This is a genomic window from Mesorhizobium sp. P160219, from assembly GCF_057786095.1.
The window spans coordinates 4,871,218-4,884,984 of the sequence record NZ_JBYNWG010000001.1 but is presented as its reverse complement, the minus strand read 5'-3'; the positions used below and the strand labels follow the sequence as shown (position 1 = coordinate 4,884,984).

Below are 13,767 nucleotides of genomic sequence, written 5' to 3'. Positions count from 1 at the left end.
CTGGGCGGCTCAAGTCCCGCCAGGGTTGAAGCATTTCACGCCGCGCTTCCCATGGATGCGCGGCGTTTGTCTTTTGTAGCCTAAATTGTTGAAATCCGGCGTCTTCCGAGATTGGGGATTCTCGGATGGCGATCCGTCGGCTACGCTGTCGCCATGATTCGTATCCGGCTTTGCCGGACAGGAATCCAGGAACGGGTCACTACAGCGCCACGCGTCCGATGGATGCGCAAAGGAGGCTGTAGAACTTTGATTTTGCGCCTGATCCTCTTCGAAAATCGAAGATCGATTTTCGGGATCATGCGCGGGGGCGGCGGATGTGACGATGGCGACGGCAAGCAGCGCACAGCGCGAACCTTCCATGGAAGAAATACTGGCTTCCATCAGGAGGATCATCGAAGACAGCGACACCGGCCGCAAGCTGCCGGGCGACGCCGATGAGTTGCGCCAGGACCTTGTGCCGGCCGCCGGGCCTGTTTCGGATGTTGAGGCCTTCCGCAGCGAATTGCACAGCTCGACCGAAAGCAAGAAGCCGGTGACGCTGGCCGAGGTGCAGGCCCAACTGGCCGAGCCGGTGGTTGCGCGGCTGGAGCCGCGCTCCGAGCCGTCGCCAGTGAAGCCGGCCATTGCGGCAAATGCCACGACCGCCGCGCCACCCGCGCATGCTCCGATGACATTGGCGGAAGTAAGCGCCAGGATAGCCAGTGAGCCAGCTCCCGCCGTCAGGGCAGAAGCTGCAGTGCGGGCAAAGGCGGAAACCACCGACTCGATCGTCACGGATTGGCGCCGCGAAATCGCGTCCGTTGGCAATCAGGCAAAACCGGCTGACACAGTACGGCGGCCCGAGATCAGGCAGCCGGAGATCAGGCAGCCGGAGACTGAAAATCGGCAGGCAGCAATCGCGGAGGTCGAGGCTTTCGAGGACGATCTCGCTGCCGAGCCGGCTTTCGAGCCTCGTCCTTCGAGCGGCGAGCGCGCGCGCCCGGCCGATACAACTCCGGTTCGGTCGGCGATCGTTTCGGAACATACGGGACGGCAGGTCGCAGCCGCCTTCGGCGAGCTCTCCGACGCCTTCGCCAGCCGCAGCAAGAAGACCTTCGACGAGATGGCCGAGGAGATGCTGCGGCCGATGTTGCAGGACTGGCTGGACAACAATCTGCCGACGCTGGTCGAGCGCCTGGTACGCGAAGAAATCGAGCGCGTCGCGCGCGGCGCGCAGTAGGCATCACCACAGCCCGTTCCGGATTAAGGCGCCGCCTTCAGGCCGTGCTTTCTCGCTCCATCTCAGCTTCCGGCCGATGTCGCGAACGCGATCAGGTTGCCGTCGGGATCGCTGACGATGAAGGTGACGGGTATGGCCTTCCCGTTGAAATGACCAGGGCCCCGCCTATTGCGTTGAAGGACTGAGGCCGCCCTCGCGGTTGACTTGGCCAAAACCTTCCGATTTACACCGGGTCAGCAAAACTCCCGACCGCGCGGACCACTTTCCCATGCTTGAAAAGACCTACGACGCCAAGACCGTCGAGCCCAGGATCGCCAAAATCTGGGAAGAGGCGGACGCATTTCGCGCCGGCGCCGGCGCCGAGGAGGGGGCGGAGGCCTTCACCATCGTCATCCCGCCGCCCAACGTCACCGGCTCGCTGCATATGGGCCACGCACTCAACAACACGCTACAGGACATACTCGTGCGCTTCGAGCGCATGCGCGGCAAGAACGTGCTGTGGCAGCCGGGCATGGACCATGCCGGCATCGCCACCCAGATGGTGGTCGAGCGCCAGCTGATGGAGGAGCAGATCCATCGCCGCGATCTCACCCGCGAGCAGTTCATCGAGAAGGTCTGGGAGTGGAAGGCCGAGTCCGGCGGCGCCATCTTCAACCAGCTGAAGCGGCTCGGCGCCTCGGCGGACTGGTCGCGCGAACGTTTTACCATGGATGAAGGCCTGTCCAAGGCCGTGCTCGAAGTATTCGTCAGCCTCTACAAGGAAGGGCTGATCTACAAGGACAAGCGCCTTGTGAACTGGGACCCGAAGCTGTTGACGGCGATCTCCGACCTGGAGGTCGAGCCCCAGGAGATCAACGGCAATCTCTGGCACTTCCGCTATCCGATCGAAGGCGAGACTTTCGATCCGGAAAATTCGGCGACCTTCATTACCGTGGCGACGACACGGCCCGAGACGATGCTTGGCGATACGGCGGTTGCCGTGCACCCGGACGACGAGCGCTACCGGCATCTGGTCGGGAAAAATGTCGTGCTGCCGATCGTCGGCCGGAAAATCCCGGTTGTGGCTGACGAGTATTCCGACCCGGAAAAGGGTTCCGGCGCGGTCAAGATCACGCCGGCGCACGACTTCAACGATTTCGAGGTCGGCAAGCGCCACAAGCTGCCGGCGATCAACATCCTGACCATCGAGGCGGCAATAACGCTCAGGGATAATGAGGATTTTCTCGCCGGGCTCGACGTGACGCCGGAGCGTCAGGCCGTCTGGGACGAGCTCGACGGTCTCGACCGTTTCGTCGCGCGCAAGAAAATCGTCGAGCTGATGGAGACCGGCGGCTTCCTCGACAAGATCGAGCCGCACCGCCACGCCGTGCCGCATGGCGACCGCGGCGGCGTGCCGATCGAGCCGTTTCTGACCGAGCAGTGGTATGCAAACGCCGCCGAGCTCGCCAAGCCGGCGATCGCATCGGTGCGTGAAGGCCGTACCAACTTCGTGCCGAAGAACTGGGAAAAGACCTATTTTGACTGGATGGAGAACATTCAGCCCTGGTGTATTTCACGCCAGCTGTGGTGGGGTCATCAGATCCCGGCCTGGTACGGGCCGGACGGCCGCGTCTTCGTCGAGAAGACCGAGGAAGAGGCGCTGGGCGCCGCGATTGAATATTATCTGGCGCTGGAAGGCCCGTGGAAGGCCTGGGTCGAGGACAAGCTCGAGACCTTCAAGCCGGGCGAAATCCTGAGCCGCGACGAGGATGTGCTCGACACCTGGTTCTCGTCCGCACTGTGGCCGTTCTCGACACTGGGCTGGCCGGATCACACGCCGGAGCTGAAGACCTATTACCAGACCGACGTGCTGGTGACCGGTTTCGACATCATCTTCTTCTGGGTCGCCCGGATGATGATGATGGGCCTGCATTTCATGCACGAGGAGCCGTTCCACACCGTCTATGTGCATGCGCTGGTGCGCGACAAGAACGGGCAGAAGATGTCGAAATCGAAAGGCAACGTCATCGATCCGCTCGACCTCATCGACGAGTTTGGCGCCGATGCACTGCGCTTCACGCTGACGGTGATGGCGGCGCAGGGGCGCGACGTGAAACTCGATCCGGCGCGCATCGCCGGCTACCGCAATTTCGGCACCAAGCTGTGGAACGCGACACGCTTTGCCGAGATGAACGAGGTCGCGCGCAATGACGATTTTTGGCTGAACGACGCCAAGTTGCCGGTCAACCGCTGGATCCTGACCGAATTGACCCGGGCGTCGCACGCGATCACCGAGGGCATCACCTCATACCGCTTCAACGAGGCGGCAGCGGCTGCCTACCGCTTCGTCTGGAACCTGTTCTGCGACTGGTATCTCGAACTGCTCAAGCCGGTGTTCATGGGCACTGACGAGGCGGCCAAAGCCGAAAGCCGCGCCTGCGTCGCCTTCGTGCTCGACGAGATCTACAAGCTGCTTCACCCCATGATGCCGTTCATGACGGAGGAGCTGTGGGCGCAGACGGCAGGTGAGGGCAGGACGCGCGCAACGCTGCTGTGCCACGCCGCCTGGCCGTCGCCCGACTTCGAGGACGCCGATGCAGCCGCCGACATCAACTGGCTGGTCGATCTGGTCTCCGGTATTCGCTCCGTGCGCTCTGAAATGAACGTGCCGCCGGCGGCGATCGCGCCGCTGGTGGTGGTCGGCGCCAGCGCCGAGACTTACCAGAGGCTGGAACGCCATGCGTCCGCCATCAAGCGGCTGGCGCGGGTCGGCGACATCTCGCTGCAGGATGCCGCACCCAAGGGCTCGGCCCAGATCGTGCTCAACGAGGCGACGATCTGCCTGCCGCTCGGCAGCCTGATCGATCTCTCCGCCGAGGCGGCGCGGCTGCAGAAGGAACTGGCCAAGGTGACCGAGGAAATCGCGCGGCTGCACAAGAAGCTGTCGAACGAAAGATTCGTCGCCAGCGCGCCGGAAGAGATCGTCGCGGCCGAGCGCGAAAAACTCGACGAATACCGCGATCAGCAGGAGAAGCTTTCGGTGGCGCTGACCAGGGTGCGCGACGCCGGTTGACGGCCGGATTCGCGAGACGCTTGCAGCGCTTCGCGAAGGTTCTTTTGCTCGAAAAATAGGCGTTCCGTTGCGTTAATATTGACGTAAACGGAAAGTTTCGACCCCATTGTTGCCATAATGTAACAATGGGGCCGAATGCCAGCAAAATAGCCGGTTTTGGTGCCGTTTTGAGCGGTTTTTTCTGATTTGTTCCCCAGTCTGCCGCCCAAATGGTCATTTTCGAACCTACCGGCCAGGCCGCCACTGTGTTCGAAATGCGGTCCGCAAGAGTGTACATGTACGCTATGTGAATTCATTGTTGCGCCGTTAACCCGAATTGGTTCTAGCTTGACGCACTAGTATTTCGGGGAGGACATCCATGAACAATTTGCGTTTGAAAACACTGCTGGGGGCGGGGTGTTTTTCGCTGGCTTTGATCGGTTCCGCGATGCATCCGGCGCGTGCCGGCGGCCTGGAGCGCGGCGGCTACGATATCGATCTGCTGTTCGATGCCTCGCCGTTCGCGACGGAAGCCGAAGCGACTTATGTGATGCCGGATCGCAAGTACAAGAATGCCCTCGGTCCAGCGAAGCAAGACCTTGGCCTGGGCACTTCGGCCGATGGTGCCGAGGGCTATTGGGTGCCGCGTATCGGAATGAAAGTTCAGGTTGTGCAGGGTGTCGACTGCATGGTCGACTATTCGCAGCCTTGGGGTGCCCACACTGCGCCGGGTGCCGCTTGGAACGGTGCGTTTTCCAATACAGAAACCGATATCAAGAGCAACAACTACGCCGGCACCTGCTCATACAAGTTTGATGCCGGTAAGGGTCAGCTCCGTTTTATCGGTGGCGTGTTCTATCAGGATATCTCGGGCTTCAAGGAAAGCCTAGTGAACCTCCTTCCGGCGTTGACAGGTCGTGTCGACCTGGAGACCAGCGGTTGGGGCTGGCGCGCTGGCGTTGCTTACGAAATCCCCGACATCGCGCTGCGCGCGAGTCTGGTCTACAATTCACAGGTTAAGCTCGACAATATCTCTGGCTCGCTAACTTTGCCGGATGGCTTGGGAGGGACCATCGTCAGGCCCATCTACGGCTCCACGCAGTACATGCCTGATTCCTTGGAGTTGAAATTGCAGTCGGGTATCGCTCCAGGCTGGCTAGCCTTCGGTTCGATCAAGTGGGTGAACTGGAGTGTGCTGCAAAGTGTTCCAATCTGCCCGACCGGCCTCGCTCCCCCAGCGGTGTGTTTCACGAACGGTCCGGGTCAAGTGACGTCGCTCGATCTGATGTATCGTGATGGCTGGACTGTTTCGGGCGGTATTGGTCACAAGTTCAACGATCAGTGGAGTGCTGCCGGTCAGCTAGCTTGGGATAGGGGAACTTCGCATGGCTACGGTGCGCAGACCGACACTTGGACGTTGGGTGGCGGCGTCGCCTATACACCGACCCCAAACGTTGAAGTTCGCTTGGGCGGTGCGGTCGGCGTGCTGACCAGCGGCCATTCCGGCACATTGGCCGGAGAGAATGGTTATGTTGCTGGCGAAGACTCCAGCTATGATTTCGGCAACGATCTGGTCACAGCTATTTCTGGTGGCGTTAAAATTAAGTTCTAAGTCTTTGGAAATAAAAACAAAAGGCCGGGTAGCGCTCGGCCTTTTTGTTTGCGCGGTTAGCGTCAGATCGGATCGGCAAGGGCCAGCGTTGCAAATCCGTCGCATCACTTTCACCTCTCGTAATTGTGACGTTTTGGCAACAGTTCCCGACCAACCCCCGCGCTACAGCCCCGCCCGAAGAAATTGCCCATTTCCCGCCATAAACCCGGCGCACCTCGAATTCGTCTCGGGACACGCGTCAGAAGGCTCGGCGATGAGGCAGGCCGCACCGCCCGCGGCAAGGAAGAGAATGGACGCCAAAGTCGTTTCCAAGGCTAAGCTCCCTAGCCGCCATGTGACCGTCGGTCCGGCGCGTGCGCCGCACCGTTCGTATCTCTATGCCATGGGCCTGTCGGCGGCCGAGATCGCACAGCCGCTGGTCGGCGTCGCATCCTGCTGGAACGAGGCGGCGCCTTGCAACATCTCGCTGATGCGCCAGGCGCAAGTGGTCAAGAAGGGCGTCGCCGCCGCCAGCGGCACGCCGCGCGAATTCTGCACCATCACCGTCACCGATGGCATCGCCATGGGCCACCAGGGCATGAAGTCGTCGCTGGTGTCGCGCGAGGTCATCGCCGATTCGGTCGAACTCACCATCCGCGGCCATTGCTACGACGCGCTGGTCGGCCTTGCCGGCTGCGACAAGTCGCTGCCCGGCATGATGATGGCTATGGTGCGGCTCAACGTGCCGTCGATCTTCATCTATGGCGGCTCGATCCTGCCGGGCTCCTATCGCGGCCGCCAGATCACTGTGCAGGACGTGTTCGAGGCGGTCGGCCAGCATTCGGTCGGCACGGTCAGCGATGCCGAACTGCTCGAGATCGAGCAGGCGGCGTGCCCGTCCGCCGGCTCCTGCGGGGCCCAGTTCACCGCCAACACCATGGCCACCGTCGCCGAGGCGATCGGCCTGGCGCTGCCGTACTCCTGCGGCGCGCCGGCGCCTTACGAGATGCGCGACCGCTTCAATTTTGCCTCCGGCGAAAAGATCATGGAGCTGATCGCCAAGAACATCCGGCCGCGCGACATCGTCACGCTGAAGGCGCTGGAGAATGCGGCGACCGTGGTTTCGGCAACCGGCGGCTCGACCAATGCGGCGCTGCATCTGCCGGCCATTGCGCACGAGGCCGGGATAAAGTTCGACCTCTTCGACGTCGCCGCGATTTTCGAGAAGACGCCTTACATCGCCGACCTGATGCCCGGCGGCAAATATGTCGCCAAGGACATGTTCGAGGCCGGCGGCATTCCGCTCTTGATGAAGACGCTGCTCGACCATGGCTATCTGCATGGCGATTGCCTGACGGTGACTGGCCGTACTTTGGCCGAAAACATGGAGCATGTTGCCTGGAATGATAGCCAGGATGTGGTCCGTCCCGCCAACCGACCAATCACCCAAACCGGCGGTGTCGTGGGCTTGAAGGGCAACCTTGCCCCCGAAGGCGCGATCGTGAAGGTCGCGGGCATGACGGAGCTGAAATTCTCAGGTCCGGCACGCTGTTTCGATTCGGAAGAGGAATGTTTCGAGGCGGTCACGCACCGCAACTACCGGGAAGGCGAGGTTCTCGTCATCCGCTACGAAGGTCCGCGCGGCGGTCCGGGCATGCGCGAGATGCTGTCGACGACGGCGGCTCTCTACGGCCAGGGCATGGGCGGCAAGGTCGCTCTCATCACCGACGGCCGTTTTTCGGGCGCGACGCGCGGGTTCTGCATCGGCCATGTCGGGCCCGAAGCAGCCGTGGGCGGCCCGATCGGGCTCTTGAAAGACGGCGATGTGATCTCGATCGATGCAACCAAAGGCACGATCGCGGTCGATTTGTCCGATGCCGAACTGGCAACGCGGGCGAAGGCCTGGAAGGCGCGCACGACCGACTATCAGTCGGGCGCGATTTGGAAATACGCACAGACGGTAGGGCCTGCCCGCGACGGCGCGGTCACCCATCCGGGCGGTGCCAAAGAAACACATTGCTATGCGGATATCTGAGTTGTTGAGGTCGTCTGTCCTTCCGGCACTGGTCGCTGCTGCGATCTTTGGCGCCGTAGGCCAGGCCATGGCCTTCGACGACAAGGTGTTCGACGACAAGACCGGCGTGAAGCCGCAATCGAGCCCATGGGCCGTGTTCCAGTTCGGCTTCTCCGCTTACAAGAGCGGCCACAAGGAACAGGCGGTCGAGGCCTATAAATACGCCGCCGAGAACGGCCAGATCGGCGCCACCTGGAAGCTCGCGCGCATGTACGCCGAAGGCGACGGCGTGACGCGCGACGACTATGCGGCCTTCAAATTCTTCTCCGAGATCGTCGATCAGGATGTCGAGCCGGGATCGCCGGAGGAAAGCTATGTCTCCGACGCGCTGGTGGCGCTGGGCGACTATCTCCGGACAGGCATCCCCGGCAGCCCGGTCGAGGAAAACGAGGTCGCGGCGCAGGAATATTACATGCGCGCGGCCGCCAATTACCGCAACCCGAACGCTCAGTTCGAGATGGGCCAGATGTTTTTGAAGGGCGAGGGCGGCGTCAAGGCCAGCGTCAAGCAGGCCGGCCGCTGGTTCCAACTCGCCGCCGAAAAAGGCCATGCCGGCGCCCAGGCGACGCTCGGCAATCTTCTGTTCCAGAGCGGCAAGATCGTGCGCGGGCTGGCCATGATGACCGCCGCGCTCGAACGCGCCTCGCCGAGCGACCAGCCGTGGATCCGCGGCATGCAGGAAGAGGCATTTGCCGCCGCCGGCGAAGCCGACCGCCGCACGGCGATTTCGCTTGCCGACGATATTCTCACCAAGGGTGGTGACGACCAGTGAAATTGCCAATCTCCCCCTCAAGGGGGGAGATTAGCTCACATCCATCAGTTCTCGGTGAGTTCCGCCAGCACCGCTCTGTACACCGGCATCGAGATCGGCGTGACGTGCAGATGCGGCTTAATCGTGCTGTCGGGACAGGTATCGCCGATCTTGATCCATGAGGTGTTGTTGAGCACCAGGTCGCAGCGGGCCATATGGCTCTTGTCTGAAACCGTCAGGCAGGTGACCTGGCCGACCTGGTAGGACTTGCCATTGGCCAGGCACTGCTGATCGGCAAGTGCCGCTGCAGGAGAGGCCATGGCAAATGCCAGACCGATCGGGCAAAGGAGGAATCGTAGTGCCATGGAACCCCAGCCGCCATGCTGATCTCTGACTGAATGGCGCGATTGTGGCGACATCAGGGTTTCGGCTGATATCAGGCCGGCAGCAGCGCCAGATCGATCGCCACCGGCACATGGTCGGAAGGCTTTTCCCAGGCGCGCACATGCTTTTCGATCGAGGCCGAGGAAAAGCGGTTGGCGGCTTCGGGCGACAACAGCAGATGGTCGATGCGGATGCCGTTGTTCTTCTGCCAGGCACCGGCCTGGTAATCCCAGAAGGTGTAGACGTCGGCCGCATCGGTGACGGCGCGCACCGCCTCGGTAAAGCCGAGATTCTTCAGCCGCCGGAAGGCCTGCCGGGTCTGCGGCTGGAACAGCGCATCGCCAAGCCAGTTCTCGGGGAAGCGCGCATCGACCGGCTCGGGGATGACATTGTAGTCGCCGGCCAGCACCAGCGCCTCCTCCAGAAGCAGCCGCTGCTCGGCCCAGCGATGCAGCCGCTCCATCCAGGCCAGCTTGTAAGGAAATTTCTTCTCGTCATCGATGGGATTGCCGTTGGGCAGATAGAGCGAGGCGACGCGCAGCGCGCCCTGGTCGGTCGAGAACACGCCCTCGATGAAGCGCGCCTGCTCATCAGTCTCGTCGCCTGGCAGGCCTCTGATAACCTCGTCGAAGGGAAGCTTCGACAGCAGGGCGACGCCGTTAAAGCCCTTCTGGCCATGGGTTTCCACGTTGTAGCCAAGCGCCTCGATCTCGGCGCGCGGGAACTGCTCGTCGACCGACTTGATCTCCTGCAGGCAGACGATGTCGGGCTGGCTTTCGCTCAGCCAGTGGGTGAGGTTGCCGATGCGGGCGCGAATGCCGTTTATGTTCCAGGTAACGATTTTCATGGGCGGCCTCAGGGATGTTCGGGCGAAAGACGTTCGACAAGCCCGATCGTATTGCCTGCCGGGTCCTTTAGAAAGGCCATCCACTCGCTTTCCCCCGCCGTTCCGAACGTGCCTTCGGTGTCGTTGTGGACGAGCGCCGGCGGTGCGGTGAAGGGAACGCCGGACGCTTTCGCCTCGGCGTGGAAGGCTTCGAGCCCGGCTATATCGAGATAGACGGTGCCGGCCGGAACGCCATCGGTGAACAGCAACCTGATATCACCGGCCATGATGAAGGCGATGCCCGGCGGATCGTAGCGGGCGTGAACGTTGAGGCCGAGCACATCGCGCCAGAAGGCCAGCGTCACGTCGAGATCGCGCCCGGCCGACAGTGCGACCTGACGGACCGCGCCGACGCCGGACATCTGCCTAGATGGAGAAACTGGTGCCGCAGCCGCAGGAGGCGACTGCATTGGGGTTGCGGATCTGGAACGATTGGCCCATCAGATCGTCGACGAAGTCGATCACCGAGCCGCCCATATAGACCAGCGACAAATCGTCGATCAGCACGGTGGCGCCGTCCTTTTCGATGGCGACGTCGTCGTCGTTGCGCGTATCGACCAGGTCGAACTTGTAGGAAAAGCCGGAGCAGCCGCCGCCCTCTACGGAGACGCGCAGCGCCGTCTTGCCGGCCTCGCCAGAGACGATTTTCGCGATCCGCCTGGCGGCGGCGCCGGTCATCTCGACTTTCATGGCAGTCTTGGCATCAGCGCCCATGGGCGTCACCTTGCTTTCGGTTTCACATGATAGGTATGAAGCGGGAAGGGGCAAGTCAACTGCGGCGGCATCAGCCATGACAAATGAGCTTGGCGACATTGGGTTCGGCTATCGGCCGCGCGCGGCCTATGCCAGCGACCCAGCCAGGTCGCGCGGGCGGCTCTATGACGAGGTCGAGAGCCCGACTCGCACGCCATTCCAGCGCGACCGCGACCGTATCATTCATTCGACTGCCTTCCGCCGCCTGAAGCACAAGACGCAGGTGTTCGTCGCCCATGAAGGCGACCACTATCGCACCCGGCTGACGCATTCGATCGAGGTGGCGCAGATTGCGCGGGCTCTGGCGCGAGCGCTGCGCGGCGACGAGGATCTGGCCGAGGCGGTCGCCTTGGTGCACGATTTCGGTCACACGCCGTTCGGCCATACCGGCGAGGACGCGCTGAACGAGCGGATGGCCCAATGGGGCGGCTTCGACCACAATGCGCAGTCGCTGCGCGTGGTGACGCGGCTGGAGCGGCGTTATGCCGAGTTCGACGGGCTGAACCTGACCTGGGAAACGCTGGAAGGCCTGGTGAAGCACAATGGCCCGCTGACCGACGCCAAGGGAAAAGGGCTCAAAGGCCCGGTGCCGCAGGCGATCCGCGACTATTCCGAGCTGCACGACCTCGAACTCGACCATTTCGCCGGCATCGAGGCGCAATGTGCTGCGATCGCCGACGATATCGCCTACAACACCCATGACATCGACGACGGCCTGCGCTCCGGCTTCCTGACCTTGGACATGCTGGAAACGGTGGCGCTGCCGGGATCGATCCTGGCAAGCGTGCGCGCGCGCTATCCGGGCCTGGACGATGTGCGCACCGGCCATGAGCTGATGCGCCGGCAGATCACGATGATGGTCGAGGATGTCATTGTTTCCACCACCGCCAATCTTGAGCGCATCAAGCCTGACAGCGCCGAAGCGGTGCGGGCGGCGGGCGAAACGATGGTGACCTTTTCCGCAGACATGGCGGCGACCGAGAAGGAATTGAAGACCTTTCTCTACAAGCACCTCTACCGGCATGACGAGGTGATGCGCGTTCGCACTCAGGCCGAGCAGATCGTGCGCGACCTGTTCGATGTCTATTTCGCCGATCCGCGCGCCATGCCGGACGGCTGGCGGGAGGGGCTCGACCGGGCGGAGGACCGCATCAAGGCGCGCAGCGTCGCCGATTTCCTGGCGGGGATGACGGATACCTACGCCTTGAAGGAACACCGCCGTCTGTTTGACCATACGCCCGATTTAAGCTAGGGCGGGCGCGATTTGCCGGCCAATGAGCCGGTTCCCCTGCACAGTCCGCCAGAGCAAGACCCATGAACATCTTCGCCGATTTCAGCGCGCGAATCACAAAAGCCGTCGAAGCGCTTGATTTGAAAGACAGTAATGGCTTTTCGCCCGACCTGTCGCGCATCGCCGTCGAGCCGCCGCGCGACGCCAGCCATGGCGATCTCGCCACCAATGCGGCGATGGTACTGGCCAAGCCGACAGGGCACAACCCGCGGGCGCTGGCCGAGCGGCTGGTGGAAGTGCTGCGCAGCGACGCCGATGTTGCCGAAGCCGACGTCGCCGGTCCCGGCTTCGTCAATCTCCGGCTCAAGGACGGTTTCTGGCAGGCGCATCTGACTGCGCTGCTGGGCGAGGGCCAAAACTACGGCCGCTCGACCATTGGTGGCGGCAAGAAGACCAATGTCGAATATGTCTCGGCCAATCCGACCGGGCCGATGCATGTCGGCCATTGCCGGGGCGCGGTTGTCGGCGACACGCTCGCCAATCTGATGGCCTTCGCCGGCTATGACGTCACCAAGGAATACATCATCAACGACGCCGGCGCGCAGATCGACGTGCTCGGGCGTTCGGCCTTCCTGCGCTACCGCGAAGCGCTGGGCGACGACATTGGCGAAATACCGGCCGGTCTCTATCCCGGCGATTACCTTGTGCCGGTCGGTCAGGCGCTGGCTGCCGAATTTGGCCGCAAGCTCTTGCAGATGCCCGACGATCAGTCGCTGGCAATCGTCAAGGACCGCACGATCGACGCCATGATGGTGATGATCCGCGAGGATCTGGCGTTGCTCAATGTGCATCACGACGTTTTCTTCTCCGAGCGCACGCTGCATGCCGACAATGCCAAAAAAATCCGCTCGGCGATCAACGATCTGACGCTGAAGGGCCATATCTACAAGGGCAAGCTGCCGCCGCCCAAGGGCGAGAAGCCGGACGACTGGGAAGACCGCGAGCAGACGCTGTTTCGCTCGACGGCGGTCGGCGACGACATGGACAGGGCGCTGGTCAAGTCCGACGGCTCGTTCACCTATTTCGCCGCCGACGTCGCCTATCTCAAGGACAAGGTCGACCGCGGTTTCGTCGGCCTGATCTATGTGCTGGGCGCCGACCATGGCGGCTACGTCAAGCGGCTGGAAGCGCTGGCGCGGGCGATTGCAGGCGATGATCTGAAGCTGCAACTCACGGTGCTCCTGTGCAATCTGGTGAAGCTGTTTCGCGATGGCGAACCGGTTCGGATGTCGAAGCGGTCGGGCGACTTCGTGACCTTGCGCGAAGCGGTGGAGGAGGTGGGCCGCGATGCGATCCGCTTCATGATGCTCTACCGCAAGAGCGACGCGCCGCTCGACTTCGATTTCGCCAAGGTCACCGAACAGTCCAAGGACAATCCCGTGTTCTACGTGCAGTACGCTTCGGCGCGCTGTCATTCGGTGTTCCGGCAGGCGAGCGAGCAACTGGGCGAGGCCAATTTCGACCGCAACAGCCTGGCCGCGGCCTCGGCGTCGCTCACCGACGAGGGCGAGATCGGCCTGATCCGGAAGCTGGCTGAATATCCCCGGCTGGTCGAATCTGCGGCCCTTGCGCTGGAGCCGCACCGGCTGGCATTCTACCTCTACGATCTGGCTTCCAGCTTCCATGGACACTGGAATCGGGGCACCGAGAATGCCGACTTACGTTTTGTTAAGGTTAACGACCGACAATTGACTCATGCCAGACTAGGGCTGGTGCAGGCTGTTTCGGATGTTTTGACCTCCGGCCTGACGCTGATTGGGGCTGATGCGCCCACTGAGATGCGTTAG

At 62.3% G+C, this 13,767-nt stretch carries 12 protein-coding genes; 7 read left to right on the top strand and 5 right to left on the bottom strand.

Annotation, left to right across the window (positions count from 1 at the left end):
- Nucleotides 1-9: 9 nt before the first annotated feature.
- The gene (locus AC3EMP_RS23765) at nucleotides 10-381 is read right to left on the bottom strand and encodes a hypothetical protein (RefSeq protein ID WP_352711570.1); all 372 of its coding nucleotides are present in this window, start codon (nucleotides 379-381) and stop codon (nucleotides 10-12) included.
- Between AC3EMP_RS23765 and AC3EMP_RS23760 the strand changes: the two genes are divergently transcribed.
- The 5 genes from AC3EMP_RS23760 to AC3EMP_RS23740 all read left to right on the top strand — a co-directional run bounded on the left by AC3EMP_RS23760 (nucleotide 323) and on the right by AC3EMP_RS23740 (nucleotide 8,687).
- A complete protein-coding gene (locus tag AC3EMP_RS23760; protein WP_023825722.1) occupies nucleotides 323-1,219 on the top strand; it encodes a PopZ family protein in 897 nt (298 codons plus the stop codon). The two genes, AC3EMP_RS23765 and AC3EMP_RS23760, sit on opposite strands and share 59 nt — an antisense overlap.
- A 268-nt stretch (nucleotides 1,220-1,487) precedes the next feature.
- A complete protein-coding gene (locus AC3EMP_RS23755) occupies nucleotides 1,488-4,271 on the top strand; it encodes a valine--tRNA ligase (RefSeq protein WP_488494683.1) in 2,784 nt (927 codons plus the stop codon).
- A 358-nt stretch (nucleotides 4,272-4,629) separates the two neighbouring features.
- Nucleotides 4,630-5,862, top strand: coding sequence for an OmpP1/FadL family transporter (locus tag AC3EMP_RS23750; protein ID WP_023815403.1), 1,233 nt, complete (start codon nucleotides 4,630-4,632; stop codon nucleotides 5,860-5,862).
- 289 nt (nucleotides 5,863-6,151) lie between these two features.
- Nucleotides 6,152-7,876 carry a dihydroxy-acid dehydratase gene (gene ilvD / locus AC3EMP_RS23745; protein WP_352842687.1) on the top strand — a complete coding sequence of 575 codons (1,725 nt, stop codon included), beginning with the start codon at nucleotides 6,152-6,154 and terminating at the stop codon, nucleotides 7,874-7,876.
- Nucleotides 7,863-8,687, top strand: coding sequence for a tetratricopeptide repeat protein (locus tag AC3EMP_RS23740; RefSeq protein ID WP_352711503.1), 825 nt, complete (start codon nucleotides 7,863-7,865; stop codon nucleotides 8,685-8,687). Before ilvD ends, AC3EMP_RS23740 begins: the two co-directional genes overlap by 14 nt.
- A gap of 44 nt (nucleotides 8,688-8,731) precedes the next feature.
- Here AC3EMP_RS23740 and AC3EMP_RS23735 read toward each other — a convergent pair whose 3' ends face one another.
- The 4 genes from AC3EMP_RS23735 to erpA all read right to left on the bottom strand — a co-directional run bounded on the left by AC3EMP_RS23735 (nucleotide 8,732) and on the right by erpA (nucleotide 10,650).
- A complete protein-coding gene (locus tag AC3EMP_RS23735) occupies nucleotides 8,732-8,986 on the bottom strand; it encodes a hypothetical protein (RefSeq protein WP_352711501.1) in 255 nt (84 codons plus the stop codon).
- Nucleotides 8,987-9,102: 116 nt separating this feature from the next.
- Nucleotides 9,103-9,897, bottom strand: coding sequence for an exodeoxyribonuclease III (gene xth / locus AC3EMP_RS23730; RefSeq protein ID WP_352711499.1), 795 nt, complete (start codon nucleotides 9,895-9,897; stop codon nucleotides 9,103-9,105).
- Nucleotides 9,898-9,905: 8 nt separating this feature from the next.
- Entirely contained in the window at nucleotides 9,906-10,298 is a 393-nt protein-coding gene (locus AC3EMP_RS23725) for a VOC family protein (RefSeq protein ID WP_023691101.1), read from the bottom strand.
- A 4-nt stretch (nucleotides 10,299-10,302) separates the two neighbouring features.
- On the bottom strand, nucleotides 10,303-10,650 hold the full coding sequence (gene erpA / locus AC3EMP_RS23720; protein ID WP_031196640.1) for an iron-sulfur cluster insertion protein ErpA: 348 nt from the start codon (nucleotides 10,648-10,650) through the stop codon (nucleotides 10,303-10,305).
- Between the two features lie 76 nt (nucleotides 10,651-10,726).
- Between erpA and AC3EMP_RS23715 the strand changes: the two genes are divergently transcribed.
- Together AC3EMP_RS23715 and argS are read left to right on the top strand one after the other, a co-directional pair.
- On the top strand, nucleotides 10,727-11,941 hold the full coding sequence (locus AC3EMP_RS23715) for a deoxyguanosinetriphosphate triphosphohydrolase (protein WP_352711496.1): 1,215 nt from the start codon (nucleotides 10,727-10,729) through the stop codon (nucleotides 11,939-11,941).
- Between the two features lie 62 nt (nucleotides 11,942-12,003).
- Nucleotides 12,004-13,767 carry an arginine--tRNA ligase gene (argS, locus tag AC3EMP_RS23710; RefSeq protein WP_352711494.1) on the top strand — a complete coding sequence of 588 codons (1,764 nt, stop codon included), beginning with the start codon at nucleotides 12,004-12,006 and terminating at the stop codon, nucleotides 13,765-13,767.

Coding starts and splice junctions, on each gene's coding strand:
- AC3EMP_RS23760 (WP_023825722.1), top strand. CDS start 323: ATGGCGACGGCAAGCAGCGCACAGCGCGAACCTTCCATGGAAGAAATA.
- AC3EMP_RS23765 (WP_352711570.1), bottom strand. CDS start 381: ATGGAAGCCAGTATTTCTTCCATGGAAGGTTCGCGCTGTGCGCTGCTT.
- AC3EMP_RS23755 (WP_488494683.1), top strand. CDS start 1,488: ATGCTTGAAAAGACCTACGACGCCAAGACCGTCGAGCCCAGGATCGCC.
- AC3EMP_RS23750 (WP_023815403.1), top strand. CDS start 4,630: ATGAACAATTTGCGTTTGAAAACACTGCTGGGGGCGGGGTGTTTTTCG.
- ilvD (WP_352842687.1), top strand. CDS start 6,152: ATGGACGCCAAAGTCGTTTCCAAGGCTAAGCTCCCTAGCCGCCATGTG.
- AC3EMP_RS23740 (WP_352711503.1), top strand. CDS start 7,863: ATGCGGATATCTGAGTTGTTGAGGTCGTCTGTCCTTCCGGCACTGGTC.
- AC3EMP_RS23735 (WP_352711501.1), bottom strand. CDS start 8,986: ATGGCCTCTCCTGCAGCGGCACTTGCCGATCAGCAGTGCCTGGCCAAT.
- xth (WP_352711499.1), bottom strand. CDS start 9,897: ATGAAAATCGTTACCTGGAACATAAACGGCATTCGCGCCCGCATCGGC.
- AC3EMP_RS23725 (WP_023691101.1), bottom strand. CDS start 10,298: ATGTCCGGCGTCGGCGCGGTCCGTCAGGTCGCACTGTCGGCCGGGCGC.
- erpA (WP_031196640.1), bottom strand. CDS start 10,650: ATGGGCGCTGATGCCAAGACTGCCATGAAAGTCGAGATGACCGGCGCC.
- AC3EMP_RS23715 (WP_352711496.1), top strand. CDS start 10,727: ATGACAAATGAGCTTGGCGACATTGGGTTCGGCTATCGGCCGCGCGCG.
- argS (WP_352711494.1), top strand. CDS start 12,004: ATGAACATCTTCGCCGATTTCAGCGCGCGAATCACAAAAGCCGTCGAA.